The sequence below is a fragment of the Corynebacterium sp. HMSC076D02 genome (assembly GCF_001813815.1).
GTDB lineage: Bacteria > Actinomycetota > Actinomycetes > Mycobacteriales > Mycobacteriaceae > Corynebacterium > Corynebacterium simulans.
Genome location: NZ_KV814057.1, coordinates 45,719 through 62,678, shown reverse-complemented (window position 1 = coordinate 62,678; position 16,960 = coordinate 45,719). Strand labels below are relative to the sequence as shown.

Sequence of the window (16,960 nt, the reverse complement as noted above, 5' to 3'; positions counted from 1 at the left end):
TATCAGGTGTCTACCAAACAGGGGTCAGGTCCATTAGCCAGCATTGTGGAACTCGTCTATCAACCAGAAAGGTTCACTTCCATGAAATCTTTGCGCAATCCAGGAGTCCTCTTGTCGACTGTGATGCTCGGTCTTGCAATTGGCGCAACACCATTGGCACAGGCAGACACTGCTCCCGCTACTGAAGCAACGCATAATCAAACAACGAAAGCATCCACATCGAAATTGCCAGTGGAAGAGTCCGATAAAACCTATGTCGAATACCGATCTGAAGCAGATCGTGAAGCTTTCGAGAAGCTCGGCCAATATATCAAGTATGACGAAAAAGGACTCGCCACTGCGGTTATCCCCGCGGATGTTCGCTCAGCAAATAAAGACGGCGCTACCAGGATCGATGAATTTATTCAACAGAATAATTCAGCCGTCGACCCGGCTGGACACCCTACTTTTACCACATACGGAAATGAAACAAAGGTGTCCCACTGGGGGCCAGTCGTAAAAGTTTATCTGAGTCACAATGTGGTTTCTAAAGCTACTAAAATTTTCACTGCCGGAGGCGCCGCTGGCGCGGTGACAAAAGAAATCATTGCAGAAGGACTCGCAGCTTCAGTTGCTGGATGGGTTGCAGTAGGACTAGGGGCCCTTGTTGCAGCAGGAGCTTTATGCGACTGGAATGACCAGGGAATCATCCTTTGGCAAAATCCTGTCCCAGGAATGAACCCCCCTTATGTTTGCACACCACAGAAGTAAGTAAACTGCTCCCCCTAGTTGTACTGAAACAGACACCCTCACAATGCAATACCGGAATCAGCTCCTTGAAGTGCTAAACGCCTAGGAACAGACCAGACCAACTTTGTTGGAGGCTAGTTGATACTCGGCAGAGTTTGTTGTCGGACGTAAATGCCCTGAGGGCCGATACAGGACACTAGACCACCAGCCCTACCCGCCTGCAAAAGGCGGCAACACGTCAACACGCGTCGCACCCGTGAGGGAGGCGGCGCGTTCGGCGTTTTTGCCATCCACCAGGAAGGTGCAGCGGTCTAGTACCTCGCCCAAGTTCATGCCGGCCTCGGTGGTGCCACTGCGCTCTGCGGCCACGGTGTCCAGCAGCTCGCCAAGCGTTGCAGGAGCTGCAATCTGTTCGTGGCTTACACCTGCCGCTGCGCGGGCGGCGGCGAAATAGTGAATTTCAACCATGTCTGCCACTATGCCAGTTTTTGCATTGAAAGTGCCGTTAAAATTGAAGAGGTTAACCAGGCACATAAAGAGAGGCACGCCAGCATGCGCAGTTACGAAGAACACCTAGCAGCTATCCGTGGGGCACTACCTGCGCCAACGGTGGTGACGCGCTCACTGCTGGAGGTCGATGGCTTGATCCTCGCGCGCACCATCGCCGCAGCTTATGACATGCCGCGCTTTAATAACTCGCAGATGGACGGCTACGCCATCACCACGACGGAAGGCGGCACCTTCACCGTCGGCCAGACGGTAGCTGCTGGTGCTGTGCCCAGCGCGGCACAGGATGGCATCGCGACCCCAATCATGACTGGCGCCAAGGTTCCAGAGGACACCGTGACCATCGTCCCGGTGGAGCAATGCGAGCCACCGCAGTTCCCGCGCGAGGGGGGAAAAAGTCACCATTCCGGCAGCTCCGGCGGGCCAGTTCATCCGCGAGGCCGGATCCGACATCGCGGCTGGCAAGGTGCTGGTGGAGGAAGGCACACGGCTGGCCCCAGCCATCATCGGCACGTTGGCCTCCCAAGGCATCACTGAAGTCGAGGTCTATGCCCCAGCACGCATCGTGGTCGCCACGGGTGGCGCGGAGATCGGCGGCCAAGGTGCGGCCAGCATCCCCGATGCGAATGCGCCGATGATCGCTGCTCTCTGCCGCGAGTACGGCATTGAGATCGTCGCCTTTGTACGCACCAACGATGACCCAGGCATTCTGCGCTCCGATCTGGAAGGCGTGGTCCGCGTTTACCAGCCCGACGCCATCGTCACCTCCGGCGGCGTATCCCACGGCAAGTTCGAAGTCGTGCGCCAGGTCTTCGAAGAAGACGGCTGGTTCGGCCACGTGGCACAGCAGCCCGGCGGACCGCAGGGACTGTCCAAGCTCGGCAGCGTCCCGGTTATCTGCCTGCCCGGCAACCCCGTCTCCACGCTGGTCAGCTTCCGCATCTACGTAGGCCCCACACTGGGTCGCGCCAGGGCCGCACACACCGCGCAGGTCACCGTTCCAGTCACCGGCTTGGAAGGCCGCGACCAGTTCCGTCGCGGCATCATCGACTATGAAAACGGTATCGCCACGGCCGAGCTCTTCGCCGGCACTGGTTCGCACCTGATTTCGCAGGCCATGAGCGCCAACGCCCTCATCCGCATCCCGGCCGGCGCACAGCTGCAGCCGGGCGATGTCGTTGAGGTCATCCCGTTCTAATGGCGCGACGTGCAGTAGTAGTGGTTGCCTCCACCCGCGCGGCGGCGGGCATCTACGAAGATCGTTCCGGGCCCATCGCGGTGGATTTTCTGCGGCGGATGGGCTTTGATACCCCGGATGCGCTCGTGGTACCCGATGCCGAAATCGCCGAGGCCCTCGATAAGGTCTTCGCCGCCCAGCCCAGCGTCATTTTAACTTCCGGCGGCACGGGCATTTCGCCTGACGACGCCACGGTGGAGGCCGTCTCCGCGCATCTGGCACGGGAGCTGCCGGGGATAGCGCACGCTTTTTACGCGGCGTCGGCAAGCGTGCCCACTGCCGCGCTCTCGCGTACCGTCGCCGGCGTCAACGCGCACACCTTCGCCATGGCGCTGCCCGGTTCCACGGGCGGGGTGAAGGATGGTTGTAAGGTTTTGGAACCTTTGCTGCCGCACATCGTCGATCAATTGGAAGGAAGGCATGAGCACTGATCCCGCCTTTGTTAGCGCCGATACCGGAAAGGTGATCGGGGCGATGATGACGAGCTCGCCCATTGAAAAGCCCGATATTTCCACCCCGGCGATGGGTGCCGTGGTCACCTTCGACGGCATCGTGCGCAACCATGATGGCGGGCGCGGCGGCGTGGAGCTTTTGCGCTATACCGCGCACCCCACTGCCGAATCCGAGATCTCCCGCGTGGCGCAAGAAGTCATCGCCGCGCATCCGAATACCCGCCTGTGGTGCGCACACCGCACCGGTGATCTGCGCGTGGGCGAGGCAGCGTTCGTGGTGATCGCTGCCGCGGCCCACCGCGGGGACGCTTTCGCGGCTGCGGAAGAGTGCGCCAACCGCGTGAAGGCAGAGGTGCCGATTTGGAAAGAACAGCGTTACGCGGATGGTTTTAGCAATTGGGTGGGCTTGGAATGAGTAGGCGCTACGCACGCCAAGAGGCCCTGTGGGGTACAGAGGGCCAGGCCAAGCTAGCTAATGCAACGGTGGCGGTCATCGGTGCCGGCGGGCTTGGCTCGCCTGCCCTGCTCTACCTCGCGGGTGCAGGTGTGGGGCGCATCCTACTTTTCGACGACGACGTGGTCTCCCTATCCAATCTGCAACGCCAAGTCATCCACGGGATGGACGATATTGGTGGGCCGAAGACTGCGTCGGCCGCGGAGACGATCCATCAGCTCAACCCGGAGGTACAGGTACTGCAGTACCCGCGCCTAAGCTCCGCCACGGCGCTTGCGCACTTGGCTGAAGCCGACGTTCTCTTGGACGGCACCGATAATTTTGAAGCCCGCTACCTGTGCTCTTGGGCGTGCCACGAGCTGGGTATTCCGCACGTGTGGGCGTCGATTTTGGGATTCGATGCGCAGCTTTCCGTCTTCTGGTCTGGGCACGGTCCGGTCTACGAGGACGTCTTTCCCACGGCACCTGCCCCTGGCTCGGTGCCTTCGTGTTCCCAAGCCGGCGTGCTGGGCCCCGTGGTGGGCACGGTAGGTTCTGCCATGGCATTGGAGGCACTCAAGTACCTCACGGGTACGGGCACGCTGCTGACCGGAAAGATTGGATACTTCGATGCGCTGACCTGCACTTGGGAGTACATTCCGGTGGTTGCCGGCGGCGCAACGCCCACGCAGCCTGCCGACGCCCCCGAAGTACGCACCGTCCCCTCCGGCTACCGCATCATCGATGTGCGCACCGAGGAAGAACGCGCGGAGCATTCCATTCCCGGCTCCGAGCACTTCCTTTTGGACCGCATCCTGGCGGGTGAGAATCCCCGGCTCGGCCACGACGAACCCGCCGTGATCCACTGCGCCGGCGGCATCCGCTCCGCCCAAGCCGTAGCCGCACTGCGCGAGCGCGGTTACACGCAGGTCTACTCCCTGCGCGGCGGCATCAACGCATGGCTGGAGCAGAATACCGCGTAGGCGCCCCATATTAAGGACACCGAAGACAGTCCACGGCGTATGTACCTCTGTGTGTATATAGCGTGCCTGAATCACCAGGTTTCTGGCCGCTATTTACATATATCGGTACATGAAACCACGCCTGGCAATGCGAAGGGCGTTTGAAGGAAACAAAAATCTCGAGACACCATCCAAAGGAACGATGTCTCGAGACTTCACACGGCGGAGACGGCGGGATTTGAACCCGCGGTGGTTTGACCCACGCTGGTTTTCAAGACCAGTGCATTCGGCCGCTCTGCCACGTCTCCTTGTCTTGCGACCCACTAAGCCTACTAAACCTAGCGATGCAGATCATATTCGGCCTCGGAGTTTTCGTTAAGCTGGGTGGGCATGAAAGCTATCGTGCAGACCAACCCTGAAGATCCCGGCGCGCTGGAGCTAGGTGCCGTCGAAAAGCCGCTGCTCCACCCCGGAGAAGTTCTAGTAAAGGTCCATGCCGCGGGTGTAAACCGCGCCGACCTCTTGCAAGCGCGCGGACACTATCCGCCACCAGCAGGCGATTCCGAGACCATCGGCCTAGAGGTGGCCGGTGAAATCGTGGATGCAAATGGCACCGAGTGCAAAGAAGGCACCCAGGTTGGCGCGCTGCTTGCCGGCGGTGGTTACGCCGAATATGTCGCGGTACCAGCGGGCCAGCTGCTGCCCATTCCGAAGGGCTTTTCGCTTACCGATACCGCCTCAGTCATCGAGGTGGCCTGCACCGTATGGTCCAACCTCGCCATGGAAGCGAACCTGCATGCTGGGCAAACCATTCTCATTCATGGAGGTGCGGGCGGCATCGGCTTGTTCGCCATCCAGGTGGCCAAGGCGCTGGGCGCAACCGTTGCGGTGACGGCCGGCTCCGCGGAAAAGCTGGAGACCTGCAAGAGCTACGGCGCAGACATCCTTATTAATTACAAGGAACAAGACTTCGCCGAAGAGCTAAAGAACCAATGCGATGTCATCCTCGACATCATTGGCGCGAAGTACCTCAAACAGAACCTGAAGGCGCTGGCTACCGACGGCCACATGGTCACCATCGGCTTGCAAGGCGGCACGAAGGAAGAGCTCAACATGGGCATCGTTCTAGCAAAGCGCCTCACCTTGCAGGGCACGACGCTGCGCTCCCGCAGCATTGAGGACAAAGCCGCAATCGTGGCAGACACCGTCGCCAACGTGTGGCCATGGCTGGAAGATGGCACCGTCAAGCACCATCTCCACGCCACTTACCCGCTGGCCGAGGCCGCCGCTGCGCACGAGGCACTAAACTCCGGCGCCGTCACCGGCAAACTGGTGCTGACGGTGTCTTAAACGTCTTTGGTCTAAGCTACTGGCTTAGGCCAAAGACGCCACCACGCGCGTGAGGTGTTCAATATCGTGGCGGGTGTTGAACGGGCCCAAGGCCACGGTAACGGCGCCGCCGATTTCGTCGGCGCCCATCTCCGTAAGAAGCGGGGTGCGCAGCGCCAACGTCGTGACCAGGCCGTTGTCGATGAGGCGGCGGTGCACCGTCTCTGCCGGTACGTTCTGCACCGCGAAGGTAAGCCGCGGCAGGCGGTCCTTTGAAGCGCCGGCGGCGGCCTCACCCGTCACGCCCAAGATGTGGACGGCCGGCAAGGTCTCCAAGTAGGCGTACATGTCATTGGTCAGATCGCCCAAGTACTCATTCAGCGCCTCCATTGACTTGTGCACGCGCACACGGCGCGAACCAGCTTCACCGCCAGCCAACGCTGCCAAGTGATCAACTAGAGGGCCAACGCCACCGGCCAGGCCGGTAGATACCGGGGTCTCTAGTTTTTCCGCAGAATTAGAAGCCTTCACCGGGCTATGCGCATCGACGCGGCGGAACATCGCTTCATCACGGAATACTAGGGCCGCTAACTGCGGGCCGCCGAGCATTCCGATATCAATGCCGATGATGTCCGCGCCGAGTTCATCAAAGTCCAGGGGACGATAAGGCGCGAGCGCGGAGACGTCGACAAGCGTCCACGCGCGCGAGCGCGAACGAATCTTCTCAATAATCTCCGTCGTGGGCGTTACCGTGCCCAAAAGCTCATGCGCTGCGGAGAAGGAGACCAGGCGTGTCGAGCCGTCGACAAGCTCGGCGTACTGGAAAGCCGGCAGCTCACCCGTGCCCAGATCCGGCTGTGCCCAACGCACTTCTGCATCAAGCTCCGACAACGCGGAGTACAGCGCCGGCGGATCCAACTTGGACAGAACCACCGAAGAATTATGACGCAACATCGGGCGCAGGCTGCGCGCCAAGGTCTGGTACAAAGCCGGCAGCGAAGGGCCTAAGACCACGCGGCTGGCCTTCGAGCCAACAAGATCCGCAATCGCCATGCGCGCGGCGTCGTAATGCGCAGAGCCCTCCAACCGGCCCGGCGCGCTATTCGCGGAGTGCGCGCCCGTGGCATCTTCCTGCGGGGCCACTGCTGGGGACATACGGAACGAGCGAGCCACGCCGGCCGCTACTCGTTCAGAGATCTGCGGCGCAGCATTCGCGTTGAGGTAGGTCCACCCGTCCGATAGGCCAGTGTAAAGACCTCGCACACTGGCGACGTCATACCGTGCTGGCAAGCCTAATGGCATGTATAAAACCTTCCTCTACGCCTTTCATTGGTACCCAAACGCAACGTTTGTAGGGGCCGCTGTGGGGCAGTCGACTCCCTACTCTATACGGCTTTGGGTTTGGTTTCCTAAAAAGGAATTTTTGCAGGTTACAGCCATTCCCCCAGTACAGACGGCGTGTAGATACCCGTTTGTCCAGCACGCGCGCTAGGGTGTTTTGACGTGCAAGATAACAACCAACTGCGCGCCGACATCGCCCGCATGACCTCCACCCCGGAGGAAAGCGCGGTACCGGCCTCCCAGTCCATGACCATGAAGTCGGCTTTTGCCGATCTTATCCAAGGCGCCAAACAGCGCGAATTGTGGTTCATGCTGGGCATTCAGGACATCAAGCAACGCTACCGCCGCTCGGTTCTAGGACCTTTCTGGATCACCATCGCCACCGGTGTGATGGCAGCAGCACTGGGTCTTTTGTACTCCATGCTCTTCCAGATTCCAGTCGCGGAGTTCCTGCCTCACGTCACCGTGGGCCTTATCATGTGGAACTTCATCTCGGGCGCAATCAAGGAAGGCTCCACCGTCTTCATTGACAACGAGGGCCTCATCAAACAGCTCCCGGCTCCCCTATCGGTGCACGTCTACCGCCTGGTGTGGCGCCAGACGCTATTCTTGGGCCACAACCTCATCATCTGGTTGCTGCTCATCCTTATCTTCCCGCGTCACCTGGGTTGGGAGTTCTTCCTCTTCATCCCGGCACTTGGCCTCCTACTGGTCAACGGCGTGTGGGTAGCAATGTTCTTCGGCATCGTGGCAACCCGCTATCGCGACATTGCGCCACTGCTCGAGGCACTCACGCAGCTGCTGTTCTACGTCACGCCGATTGTCTGGATGACCAACACTTTGAAGGAGCAAGGCGGTGCCGTGGGCAACCGCGCTCGCATCGCAGAGATCAACCCGCTGTATCACTACATGGAGATCGTGCGTGCCCCCATGATCGGTGAGCCCGTCGCGGGCTACCACTGGCTTATCGTCATCGCGTGTACCGTCGTGGGCCTCCTCGTCGCCGGCCTAGCCATGCGCCAATGGCGTTTCCGCGTGAGCTACTGGGTATAGCGCAAGCTGCACGAAAGGATCTTCAACAATGGTTTCTATCGATACTTATAACGCTTGCGTGGACTTTCCCATCTTTGATGCCAAGTCCCGCTCCTTAAAGAAGGCCGTACTTTCCTCAGCCGGCGGTGCGATTGGCCAAAACTCCGACAAAACCGTCGTGGTTGAGGCCCTCAAAGACATCAACCTTCACCTCCGTGAAGGTGACCGCGTAGGTCTCGTGGGCCACAACGGCGCCGGCAAGTCCACGCTGCTGCGTCTGCTTTCTGGCATCTACGAGCCCACGCGCGGCACTGCCGACGTTCGCGGCCGCGTCGCCCCCGTCTTCGACTTGGGCGTGGGCATGGACCCAGAGGTCTCCGGCTACGACAACATCATCATCCGCGGCCTATTCTTGGGCCAGACCATCAAGCAGATGAAAAACAAGATGGATGAGATCGCCGAGTTCTCTGAACTGGGTGACTACCTCGCCATGCCGCTGCGCACCTACTCCACCGGTATGCGCGTACGCTTGGCGCTCGGCGTGGTTACCTCCATCGAGCCGGAAATCCTGCTGCTCGATGAGGGCATCGGCGCAGTCGACGCCGCCTTCATGGCCAAGGCCCGCGTGCGCCTGCAGGAGCTGGTTAAGCGCTCCGGCATCCTCGTCTTTGCTTCCCACTCCAATGACTTCCTGGCCCAGCTGTGCAACACTGCGCTGTGGATTGACCACGGCACCGTCCGCTCTGCCGGCGAGGTCTCTGAAGTCGTGGGCCAATACGAAGGCCCCGAGGTAGGCGAATACGTCAAGGACTTGCGCCGCCGCTTCGACAACGAAGACGACTAAGCCCCAAGCATCTTCTTTAACTCACCGGTTACGCCTTCTACTTCGATGGTGTAGCCGGTGTCGTCGTAAAGCCACTGGCATCAATCCGCACAGCAAACGGCGGCCACATCTGTTCTAATTCCATGTCCAAAGCCTATCCCCGGCGCCACGGGTGGCAGAATAGAGCTCATGACTGCCACCTTGAACGCCGCCGGTTCGACGGCCGCCGTAATCGTCACCCACCAGCGCGTGGAACTGCTTCGCGCCTCATTGGAGCAGGTAGCGCACCAAACCCACCCTGTGCAGTGGATCATCGTGGTGGACAATGGGGCCGAGACCGCAGTCGAGGAATTGGTCAATGAGATTGCCGGTGACCGCGCCGTCTACGTTCCTTCCCAGACAAACCTGGGCGGCGCGGGCGGCTTCGCCCTTGGCTTCCTCACGGCTCTTTCGTTGGGCGCCGACGCCGTGTGGTGCGCCGACGACGACGGCCGCCCCGCCGATAAAAACGTGCTCGCAGAGCTCTACCGCGTGGCGGAAGCCAACGGCTTGCACGAGGTCTCCCCTGCCGTGTGCAACATCAACGAACCAGCCCGTCTGGCCTTCCCGCTGCGCCAGGGCCTCGTGTGGCGCCGCTACATGAGCGAGCTCGAGGGAGACTTCCTGCCAGGCATTGCATCGCTTTTCAACGGCGCGCTGATTTCGGCGGAAGCCATGCAGATAATCGGTGTACCAGATTATCGCCTCTTCATCCGTGGCGACGAGGTGGAATACCACCGCCGCCTAGCAGGCTCGGGCCTCAAGTTCGGCACCGCGCTGACCACCAGCTACCTACACCCGGATGGCTCCGACGAGTTCAAGCCGATTCTTGGCGGCAAGATGCACACCCAGTACCCAGACGGCGAGTTCAAGAGGTTCTTTACCTACCGCAACCGCGGCTATCTGCTCTGGCAGCGCGGCATGCGCAAGCTCCTGCCCCAAGAATTCGCGCGCTTTGGTTGGTTCTTCCTCGTCCAAAAACGCGATCCACAAGGCTTTATAGAGTGGCTTCGCCTGCATAACCAGGGCCGCAAGGAAGACTTCCGCCGCCCCTAACTAATCCTCCACCACGAAGGATTTCCGGGTGCGGCGGAAGATCACCCAGCGCTGCACGAAGAAGTTGATGATGGTGGCCGTGCCCTGCGCAAGGACATACGCCGCGACCAGCGCCAACGTGGATGACCAAGCCAGGTCCTCGTCAAAGAAGTTAAAAGCCCGGCGGTAGATCACCATGTTGACCAAATAAGTCAGGGCGTACGTCGCCGCCACTGCCACAAGGCGGCGTTTGGAGGCTTTGGCGTTGAACGTCCAACGGCGATTGAGCAAGTACGCCACGAGCGTGCCAAAGATAAAGCCAACGGTGCGGGCGCCATCTTTATCAAGCAGCCCCAAGCCCAGCTGCAGAAGCCACGTTAGGCCAGCATCAACGATCGCAGAGATTACGCCCGTAATAACAAACTTGGTTCCCTGCGCCTGCAGGGAATTCGAGCGTGAGAGTTTCTCTGCGCTGGTCACCATTAATCTCCCTTAAAGATGAAGATGCGCTGAATGGCAAAGTTGGTTACTGTAGCCACACCCTGCGCGATGACAAACGCGATGGTGTCTTTGACTGCTCCCTCAAAGCCCATAGAAATCAGCGGCTCGTTGAGCACCCAGTACAGAAAGTTCTGTACCGCAAAGGTCGAGGCATACAACGCCGCCACGGCACCCGCAGTACGGCCGGAGACCTGCGCGCCGAAAGTCCAACGCGCATTGGCAACGTACGCAGCGATGGTGCCAAAGACCCAACCGATTGCCTTTGCCGCAGAACGGTGCAGGCCAAATGGGTCAGCAACAAAGTAAGTCCGTAGTCAATTGCCGCTGTGAACACACCCACGAATACGAAACGGAAAAGCTGCGTCGCCAGCGAGGTGCGGCGCACCTCGACGTCGCGGGGCGCCGCGTCAGAAGGATTTTTATCAGTCACGGCTAAAAAGCCTACCTGCGCAGTAGGGCACGGTAAATGTCAAGACGATCCACCGGTGCTAGTGCCTCATCCCCATAGGCGCCCACGCTTGCAAGCACAGAAAGCGAAGCGCTACACAACTCGCGTATTTCCTCGCCTGTTAAGAGCTTGCCTTCATCAGAGACCCAACCCAAGGCATCCATCGTGGACTCTGCCACGGAATTGCTAAGCTCCCGCCCGCCCATGCAGGTCAGCGCTAAGACCATGGACCAAAACGAGTCCTGGCCTTCTGCGGTAACTTCCCGCGGCAAAGAATCTAGGACTGATAAAGGCGCGTTTGAATCACTGCGCTCTAAATCGAGCGCCTGCAGCAGCGGCACGAAATCAAAAAGCTTGCTGCGCTGGATGAGCGCACGCACCGGCGGGGTCACGATGTTGAGCACTTCATCGATGGTCTCTTGGCCAGTTAATTGCGCATTGATGGCAGTAAGATCGAAAGGCTGCGTGAAGGCGCCCGATCCGCCTACACACAATGATTCAGGGGTACCGGAATCGCGCGGGTAAATGTCAACCACAACCAGGCTAAAGTCCCACAACCCCCAGGCATAGTCCAGCTGCACGCCCTCACGCCACAAAAACTCGGAGACTTGATGCTTGGGATCGATGCGGGCCCCGCGGGCTTCATGGTGTTCAAAGAAGTGCCACGGCGAATCTTCATCGGGAAGCCCGAAGCAGACTTCGAGCACGTGGTGGAGTTGCTCAAAGGTAAGGGCGTCAGAAAACCCGATTTGGCGGTGGACTTCGACGTCCGCGCTCACGTTGGAAACCTGGCAGATGACGGTGAGGGGCTCGCGGCGCAGGGTCACGATAGAGTTGTCACGCTTGGCGCGTGCCGTACTCAAATCTGTGACCCCGAGGCTCATGGGCCCCACCATACGCAAAGTTGCGGGTCAAAGTTGTGGAGGTAAGCGCGTGAGGCTACGCCGCGCGCTTGGCGATGTCGCGTGCTTCCAGCTCGCTCACCACAAAAAGCAGGCCCGCGCCGATGGCCCCCAGAGTGGTCCATGGCTTCTGCACACCGCGCTTGCGCAGGGGCTTGACCATGGCCTGCGCAACCTTGACGTTGATGAAACCACCGGCGATGAGAACCAGTACCACGGCAACAAATGCTGCCCAGGCCTTCACGTCCATCTCTTGTTCTTGTGCCTGCACCGGCTGCTGTTCTTCCTGCTCGCTCTGTGCATTGGTCACCGCAACCAGCGCGCCGAAGCCCAGAAACGAGCCGATATAAGCGGCGACGAGTGCCTTCTTATTCTTGATCCAATCTGGATAGGAGGTCATAAGGCCCAAAGCCAGCGATTGCGTTATGCGGCCAGACAGGGTGTCATCGAGTGCGTAGCGGTCGACGCGCTCGGTTTCTTGTGCGGAGTCTTGCTCAGTCATGGGGATTACTTTATGCGGCACTAAGCTAAAGCGCATGTACTCCTCAAAGAAAGAGCACCTAACCCCTGCCCAGCGCGCAGCCCAAGACGAACGCGCTGAAGACGACAAGTACAACGGCCACTTCCTGGCCACCGAGCACACCAATCTCCCGCTCGATGGGTTTATGACGCGCCTGATGGCTGAGGAGCTGCCTATCCTCGATTCCACTTCGCGCCGTCGGGTCTATGAGATTCTGCGTTCCTACAAGGGCCCGGAGATTACCTCCCAGGAGCAGCTCCCAGCAGAGATCCGCGAGCTCATGGATCTGTATTAGATCTGTTTTAGAAGGCCAAATCAACACATTCGGGCACGGCCGATGCCCGAACATGTTCCAAATATCACTAACGTCACACACGTCACGTGTCCGTGTTGGTGAGTAGGCTAGGAACGACATATCACGTCGAGTAAAGAGTAAGAGATGGAACTACATACCACCGAAAAGTCCCTGCACGGCTGGGGCCGCACCGCGCCGACGACTGCCCACGTACTGTCCACCGAAGACGTCGAGGTCATCAAGAAGGCCGTCGCACAGGTAGCAGAAGATAACTCCGACAAACCAGCACACCTGCGCCGCGGCGTCATCGCCCGCGGAATGGGCCGTTCCTACGGTGACCCTGCTCAAAACGGCGGCGGCCTGGTCATCGACATGCAGCCGCTAAACAAGATCCACTCCATCGATCCGGAAACCGCAATCGTCGACGTAGACGGTGGCGTAACCCTGGATCAGCTGATGAAGGCCGCCCTGCCATACGGCCTGTGGGTCCCGGTTCTGCCAGGCACCCGCCAGGTCACCATCGGCGGCGCAATCGGCCCGGATATCCACGGCAAGAACCACCACTCCGCCGGTTCCTTTGGCAACCACGTCACCTCCATGGAGCTGCTCGTGGCAGACGGCCGCGTACTCCACTTGGAGCCTAACGGTTCCAAGGATGATCCAGACGGAGAGCTCTTCTGGGCCACCGTCGGCGGCATGGGCCTGACCGGCATCATCCTGCGCGCGCAGATCCGCATGACCAAGACCGAGACCGCCTACTTCATCGCGGACACTGACCGCACCGAGAACCTGGATGAGACCGTAGCCTTCCACTCGGATGGCTCCGAGCACAACTACACCTACTCCTCTGCTTGGTTCGACGTCATCTCCCCAGAGCCAAAGCTCGGCCGCTCCACCATCTCCCGCGGCAGCCTGGCCACCCTGGCGCAGCTCGAAGAGCTCGCACCAAAGCTGGCGAAGGATCCGCTGAAGTTCAACGCTCCACAGCTGATGACGGTGCCGGATATCTTCCCGAACTTCACCATGAACAAGCTCTCCCTGATGGCCATCGGCGAGGCTTACTACCTCATGGGCGCGCCGGCTCGTAACAAGATCAAGAACCTGACGCAGTTCTACCAGCCGCTGGATCTCATCGGCGAGTGGAACCGCGGCTACGGTTCCAACGGCTTCCTGCAGTACCAGTTCGTGGTACCGACCGAAGCAGTTGAGCCTTTCAAGGAGATCATCCGTGACATGCAAAAGTCCGGCCACTACTCCGCACTGAACGTGTTCAAGCTCTTCGGCCCAGGCAACAAGGCACCACTGTCCTACCCAATGCCGGGCTGGAACGTCTGCGTGGACTTCCCAATCAAGCCAGGCCTCGGCGCCTTCCTTGATGATCTGGACAAGCGCGTCATGGAATTCGGCGGCCGCCTCTACCTGGCCAAGGAATCCCGTACCTCTGCGGAGAACTTCCACAAGATGTACCCGGGCATGGAGGGCTGGCTTGCCACCCGCAACGCCATCGACCCAACCGGCGTCTTCGCATCCGACATGTCCCGCCGCCTCGAGCTGCGCTAAACGTCCGCACCGAACACAACGCAGAAGATTTTTAAGGAATAACCCACATGCTCAATGCAGTAGGCCAAGCACAACACATCCTTCTCCTTGGCGGCACCTCCGAAATCGGCCTCGGCATCGTCGAGGAATTCTTGGAGCGTGGCCCGGCCAAGGTCACCCTCGCTGCCCGCGCACAGTCCCCGCGCATCGCCGATGCCACCGCCGCTTTGACCTCCCGCGGTGCTGACGTCGAGGTCATCGACTTTGACGCAACTGACTTCGAGGCCCACCCGGACGTCGTCAAGCAGGCATGGAACCGCGGCGACGTCGACGTTGCCATCGTCGCCTTCGGCACCCTGGGTGACCAGGAAGAACTCTGGCAGGACCAGGCCAAGGCCGTCGCTTCCGCACAGACCAACTTCACCGCCCCGGTCTCCCTGGGCGTGCTGTTGGGCCAGAAGTTCAAGGAGCAGGGCCACGGCACCATCGTCGCCATGTCCTCCGTGGCGGGTATGCGCGTGCGCCGCTCCAACTTTGTCTACGGCGCTTCCAAGGCCGGCGTGGATGGCTTCTTCATCAACCTGGGTGAGGCACTGCGCGGCTCCGGCGCCAACGTCCTCGTGGTTCGTCCGGGCCAGGTGCGCACCAAGATGTCCGCAAACGCTGGCGAGGCACCGCTGACCGTCAACGTTGACGATGTTGCCAAGGCCACCGTCAAGGCAATCTTGAACGGCACGCAGTCCATCTACGTGCACCCACTGTTCGAGTACGTCTCCTTGGCCTTCAAGTTCATCCCACAATCCATCTTCCGAAAGCTGCCTTTCTAATTCCAGCAATCCTCCCGAATGTGGGAAACTAGTGTGCATGACTAGCCCAGCAACCATGCACTCCATGCACACTGAACACACCCGTGCCACGGATTACAACGCCGACGAGCTTTCAACTAAGTCGGCTCTGCTGGGCATAGCGGCGGCTGCCCTTGGCGGGGCGGTCGTCGCTCTCCTCGGTTTTTATGCCTTCAAGACGGTCTCCCTGCCAGCTTTTAGTACCTCCATGGTCACCCGTGCACTGTGCACGGTCGGCATTGTTTTGACCCTCTTGCTGGTCGGCGTGCTCTGCGTGAAGTGGATTTATGACACCCACCGTCCTGCTTTCACACGGCCTAAGTGGCGCACGTGGCTGACCTACGCGGCGTGCTATCTCTCGCCTGCCTTGCTAGTGCTTTCTGCCATCGGTCTGCCGCTTTCCGCCTCCAAGCTGTGGCTGGACGGAGTGCAGGTGGACCAGGTCTTCCGCACCCAGTTCCTGACCCGCACCACGGATCAGATGGGCTACGCCGACATGAACTACGAGGGCCTTCCCACCTTCTATCCCATGGGCTGGTTCTGGCTCGGCGGCCGCGTGGCCAACCTTTTGCACATGCCTGGTTGGGAGGTCTTCCAGCCGTGGGCGCTGATTTCTATCTCGATGTGTGGCTGCCTGCTCGTTCCGCTCTGGCAGCGCTTGGTGGGCTCGCTTCCAGTTGCCACCGCAATCGCGCTCGTGACCACCGCCGTCACGCTCACGGTCAACGCTGAGGAGCCTTATTCCGCGGTCATCGCCATGGGCGTTCCGGCAGTAGCTGTGCTGGCTGCCCGCGCCTTCAACGGCTCCTGGCTTTCTACCTTGGGCGTGGCCCTGTACCTGGGTTTCTCCGCCTGCTTCTACACCTTGTTCACCGGCGCCATCGCACTGACCGTGGTCTCGTTGGTTGCTATCGCCACCGCAATCTACGAGCGCTCCCTGCGCCCCCTCATGCACCTGGTGGTCATCGGCGTCGGCTCGCTGGCCATCGCCGCCGTTGCCTGGACGCCTTATCTGCTCGCCACCTTCCGCGCAGAGGCGCCACTGGAGTCCGCCGCTCAGCATTACCTGCCGGAGGAAGGAACCCAAATTCCGGTGCCTTTCCTCTCCTTCAGCATCATCGGCGCGCTCTGCCTCATCGGCCTTATCTACATGGCCATGCGCCTGGAAGACGCCGCAGTACGCGCCCTCGTCATCGCCACCTTGGGTACCTACCTCTGGGTCGTGATGTCCATGGTGGTCACCCTGGCCGGCTCCACCCTGCTGGGCTTCCGCCTGGAGAGCATCATCGTGCTGCTTTCGCCACCGCCGGCGTTCTTTGTCTGGCAGAAATCCGCCTGCTGGGCATTCCCACGTTGTACCCGGCGCGCTTTAGTGAGACCACCAACAAGCGCATCACCGCGGTGTTCGCCATCTTCTTGGTATTCGGCGGAATCTACTACGCGCAGCACATCCCGGAAGCCAACGAGGATGCCCTCGACCACGCTTATACCGATACCGACGGCAACGGCGAGCGCGCCGACCGCTTTGCCAGTGATTCCTCTCAGGACTACCTGAAGATCCGTGAGTTCATCGACTCGCACGGCTACGCGCCGAATGCGACCACGGTCATGACGGACGAGAAGCTGTTTATGGCTTATCACCCATACTGGGGTTTCAACGCCTTTACCAGCCACTACGCCAACCCACTGGGTGAGTTCAGCGCCCGCAACGCGCAGATCGAAGCCTGGGGCAAGGACTCCTGGGAGCAAACGCCGGCCGAGTTCCAGAAGGCGATCGATTCCGCGAAGTGGAATGGTCCCGATGTTGTCATCTTCCGCGGCAGCCTCGAAGAGCCGGGCGATGGCTTCAAGATCCACCTGGCTGAGGATATCTATCCCAATCAGCCCAACGTGCGTTACCGTGCGGTCTTCTTCAACCCAGATGTCTTCGAGGAAGGCTGGGATACCAAGCAGGTTGGCCCATTCGTGGTGGCGGTGCGTTCTCACTAACT

At 60.1% G+C, this 16,960-nt stretch carries 17 protein-coding genes, 1 tRNA gene and 3 pseudogenes; 14 read left to right on the top strand and 7 right to left on the bottom strand.

Translation table 11 applies throughout. The features are described from left to right. Positions 1-750: hypothetical protein (locus tag HMPREF2935_RS07785; RefSeq protein WP_210400734.1), on the top strand; the 750-nt coding region annotated here is incomplete at its 5' end. A gap of 189 nt (positions 751-939) precedes the next feature. Here HMPREF2935_RS07785 and HMPREF2935_RS07780 read toward each other — a convergent pair. Then, the gene (locus HMPREF2935_RS07780) at positions 940-1,197 is read right to left on the bottom strand and encodes a MoaD/ThiS family protein (RefSeq protein ID WP_070732691.1); all 258 of its coding nucleotides are present in this window, start codon (positions 1,195-1,197) and stop codon (positions 940-942) included. Between the two features lie 84 nt (positions 1,198-1,281). On the opposite strand from HMPREF2935_RS07780, the pseudogene HMPREF2935_RS13595 reads away from it, so the two are divergent. The 5 genes and pseudogenes from HMPREF2935_RS13595 to HMPREF2935_RS07760 form a co-directional block, all read left to right on the top strand. Further along, a pseudogene (locus tag HMPREF2935_RS13595) lies at positions 1,282-1,705 on the top strand (molybdopterin molybdenumtransferase MoeA); the annotation flags it as partial. 3 nt (positions 1,706-1,708) lie between these two features. Further along, a complete protein-coding gene (locus HMPREF2935_RS13590; protein WP_371326236.1) occupies positions 1,709-2,434 on the top strand; it encodes a molybdopterin-binding protein in 726 nt (241 codons plus the stop codon). Continuing rightward, a complete protein-coding gene (locus tag HMPREF2935_RS07770) occupies positions 2,434-2,904 on the top strand; it encodes a MogA/MoaB family molybdenum cofactor biosynthesis protein (protein ID WP_062036266.1) in 471 nt (156 codons plus the stop codon). Before HMPREF2935_RS13590 ends, HMPREF2935_RS07770 begins: the two co-directional genes overlap by 1 nt. Further along, positions 2,894-3,340 carry a molybdenum cofactor biosynthesis protein MoaE gene (locus tag HMPREF2935_RS07765; RefSeq protein ID WP_070497511.1) on the top strand — a complete coding sequence of 149 codons (447 nt, stop codon included), beginning with the start codon at positions 2,894-2,896 and terminating at the stop codon, positions 3,338-3,340. The genes HMPREF2935_RS07770 and HMPREF2935_RS07765 overlap by 11 nt, the downstream gene beginning before the upstream one ends. Then, positions 3,337-4,341, top strand: a complete 1,005-nt coding sequence (locus HMPREF2935_RS07760; protein WP_070497509.1) for a ThiF family adenylyltransferase — start codon at positions 3,337-3,339, stop codon at positions 4,339-4,341. The genes HMPREF2935_RS07765 and HMPREF2935_RS07760 overlap by 4 nt, the downstream gene beginning before the upstream one ends. A 202-nt stretch (positions 4,342-4,543) precedes the next feature. Here the strand turns inward: HMPREF2935_RS07760 and HMPREF2935_RS07755 are convergent. Beyond that, positions 4,544-4,628: transfer RNA gene (locus HMPREF2935_RS07755), tRNA-Ser, on the bottom strand. A gap of 82 nt (positions 4,629-4,710) precedes the next feature. Between HMPREF2935_RS07755 and HMPREF2935_RS07750 the strand changes: the two genes are divergently transcribed. Next, positions 4,711-5,670: an NAD(P)H-quinone oxidoreductase gene (locus HMPREF2935_RS07750; RefSeq protein WP_070732679.1), complete on the top strand. Its 960-nt coding sequence runs from the start codon at positions 4,711-4,713 to the stop codon at positions 5,668-5,670. Between the two features lie 24 nt (positions 5,671-5,694). Here HMPREF2935_RS07750 and HMPREF2935_RS07745 read toward each other — a convergent pair whose 3' ends face one another. Continuing rightward, the gene (locus tag HMPREF2935_RS07745; RefSeq protein WP_062042737.1) at positions 5,695-6,951 is read right to left on the bottom strand and encodes an aminotransferase class V-fold PLP-dependent enzyme; all 1,257 of its coding nucleotides are present in this window, start codon (positions 6,949-6,951) and stop codon (positions 5,695-5,697) included. A 240-nt stretch (positions 6,952-7,191) separates the two neighbouring features. On the opposite strand from HMPREF2935_RS07745, the gene HMPREF2935_RS07740 reads away from it, so the two are divergent. The 3 genes from HMPREF2935_RS07740 (at position 7,192) to HMPREF2935_RS07730 (ending at position 9,940) form a co-directional block, all read left to right on the top strand. After that, positions 7,192-8,043, top strand: a complete 852-nt coding sequence (locus HMPREF2935_RS07740; protein ID WP_062039227.1) for a galactan export ABC transporter permease subunit Wzm/RfbD — start codon at positions 7,192-7,194, stop codon at positions 8,041-8,043. Positions 8,044-8,071: 28 nt separating this feature from the next. Then, on the top strand, positions 8,072-8,866 hold the full coding sequence (locus HMPREF2935_RS07735; RefSeq protein WP_061920004.1) for a galactan export ABC transporter ATP-binding subunit Wzt/RfbE: 795 nt from the start codon (positions 8,072-8,074) through the stop codon (positions 8,864-8,866). A gap of 168 nt (positions 8,867-9,034) precedes the next feature. Then, positions 9,035-9,940, top strand: coding sequence for a galactofuranosyltransferase GlfT1 (locus HMPREF2935_RS07730; RefSeq protein WP_061920002.1), 906 nt, complete (start codon positions 9,035-9,037; stop codon positions 9,938-9,940). On the opposite strand, the gene HMPREF2935_RS07725 is transcribed toward HMPREF2935_RS07730, so the two are convergent. The 4 genes and pseudogenes from HMPREF2935_RS07725 to HMPREF2935_RS07710 form a co-directional block, all read right to left on the bottom strand. Then, positions 9,941-10,402, bottom strand: a complete 462-nt coding sequence (locus HMPREF2935_RS07725) for a GtrA family protein (protein WP_061920000.1) — start codon at positions 10,400-10,402, stop codon at positions 9,941-9,943. Beyond that, positions 10,402-10,790: pseudogene (locus HMPREF2935_RS07720) on the bottom strand (GtrA family protein). Before HMPREF2935_RS07720 ends, HMPREF2935_RS07725 begins: the two are co-directional and overlap by 1 nt. Before the next feature lie 71 nt (positions 10,791-10,861). Continuing rightward, entirely contained in the window at positions 10,862-11,752 is an 891-nt protein-coding gene (locus HMPREF2935_RS07715; RefSeq protein WP_061919998.1) for a plasmid pRiA4b ORF-3 family protein, read from the bottom strand. A 55-nt stretch (positions 11,753-11,807) separates the two neighbouring features. Beyond that, positions 11,808-12,272: a hypothetical protein gene (locus HMPREF2935_RS07710; protein ID WP_070732678.1), complete on the bottom strand. Its 465-nt coding sequence runs from the start codon at positions 12,270-12,272 to the stop codon at positions 11,808-11,810. A 34-nt stretch (positions 12,273-12,306) separates the two neighbouring features. Between HMPREF2935_RS07710 and HMPREF2935_RS07705 the strand changes: the two genes are divergently transcribed. The 4 genes and pseudogenes from HMPREF2935_RS07705 to HMPREF2935_RS07690 all read left to right on the top strand — a co-directional run bounded on the left by HMPREF2935_RS07705 (position 12,307) and on the right by HMPREF2935_RS07690 (position 16,958). Further along, on the top strand, positions 12,307-12,585 hold the full coding sequence (locus HMPREF2935_RS07705) for a hypothetical protein (protein ID WP_061919993.1): 279 nt from the start codon (positions 12,307-12,309) through the stop codon (positions 12,583-12,585). A gap of 144 nt (positions 12,586-12,729) precedes the next feature. After that, complete coding sequence (locus HMPREF2935_RS07700; RefSeq protein WP_061919991.1) at positions 12,730-14,145, top strand: decaprenylphosphoryl-beta-D-ribose oxidase; 1,416 nt, start codon at positions 12,730-12,732, stop codon at positions 14,143-14,145. Between the two features lie 47 nt (positions 14,146-14,192). Then, on the top strand, positions 14,193-14,951 hold the full coding sequence (locus HMPREF2935_RS07695; RefSeq protein WP_061919989.1) for a decaprenylphospho-beta-D-erythro-pentofuranosid-2-ulose 2-reductase: 759 nt from the start codon (positions 14,193-14,195) through the stop codon (positions 14,949-14,951). A gap of 37 nt (positions 14,952-14,988) precedes the next feature. Then, a pseudogene (locus HMPREF2935_RS07690) lies at positions 14,989-16,958 on the top strand (galactan 5-O-arabinofuranosyltransferase). The last annotated feature ends 2 nt before the right edge of the window (positions 16,959-16,960 follow it).

Bases quoted from the DNA above. Each gene is read 5' to 3' on its own strand.
- HMPREF2935_RS07780 (WP_070732691.1), bottom strand. From the start codon at position 1,197: ATGGTTGAAATTCACTATTTCGCCGCCGCCCGCGCAGCGGCAGGTGTA.
- HMPREF2935_RS07770 (WP_062036266.1), top strand. From the start codon at position 2,434: ATGGCGCGACGTGCAGTAGTAGTGGTTGCCTCCACCCGCGCGGCGGCG.
- HMPREF2935_RS07765 (WP_070497511.1), top strand. From the start codon at position 2,894: ATGAGCACTGATCCCGCCTTTGTTAGCGCCGATACCGGAAAGGTGATC.
- HMPREF2935_RS07760 (WP_070497509.1), top strand. From the start codon at position 3,337: ATGAGTAGGCGCTACGCACGCCAAGAGGCCCTGTGGGGTACAGAGGGC.
- HMPREF2935_RS07750 (WP_070732679.1), top strand. From the start codon at position 4,711: ATGAAAGCTATCGTGCAGACCAACCCTGAAGATCCCGGCGCGCTGGAG.
- HMPREF2935_RS07745 (WP_062042737.1), bottom strand. From the start codon at position 6,951: ATGCCATTAGGCTTGCCAGCACGGTATGACGTCGCCAGTGTGCGAGGT.
- HMPREF2935_RS07740 (WP_062039227.1), top strand. From the start codon at position 7,192: ATGACCTCCACCCCGGAGGAAAGCGCGGTACCGGCCTCCCAGTCCATG.
- HMPREF2935_RS07735 (WP_061920004.1), top strand. From the start codon at position 8,072: ATGGTTTCTATCGATACTTATAACGCTTGCGTGGACTTTCCCATCTTT.
- HMPREF2935_RS07730 (WP_061920002.1), top strand. From the start codon at position 9,035: ATGACTGCCACCTTGAACGCCGCCGGTTCGACGGCCGCCGTAATCGTC.
- HMPREF2935_RS07725 (WP_061920000.1), bottom strand. From the start codon at position 10,402: ATGGTGACCAGCGCAGAGAAACTCTCACGCTCGAATTCCCTGCAGGCG.
- HMPREF2935_RS07715 (WP_061919998.1), bottom strand. From the start codon at position 11,752: ATGAGCCTCGGGGTCACAGATTTGAGTACGGCACGCGCCAAGCGTGAC.
- HMPREF2935_RS07710 (WP_070732678.1), bottom strand. From the start codon at position 12,272: ATGACTGAGCAAGACTCCGCACAAGAAACCGAGCGCGTCGACCGCTAC.
- HMPREF2935_RS07705 (WP_061919993.1), top strand. From the start codon at position 12,307: ATGTACTCCTCAAAGAAAGAGCACCTAACCCCTGCCCAGCGCGCAGCC.
- HMPREF2935_RS07700 (WP_061919991.1), top strand. From the start codon at position 12,730: ATGGAACTACATACCACCGAAAAGTCCCTGCACGGCTGGGGCCGCACC.
- HMPREF2935_RS07695 (WP_061919989.1), top strand. From the start codon at position 14,193: ATGCTCAATGCAGTAGGCCAAGCACAACACATCCTTCTCCTTGGCGGC.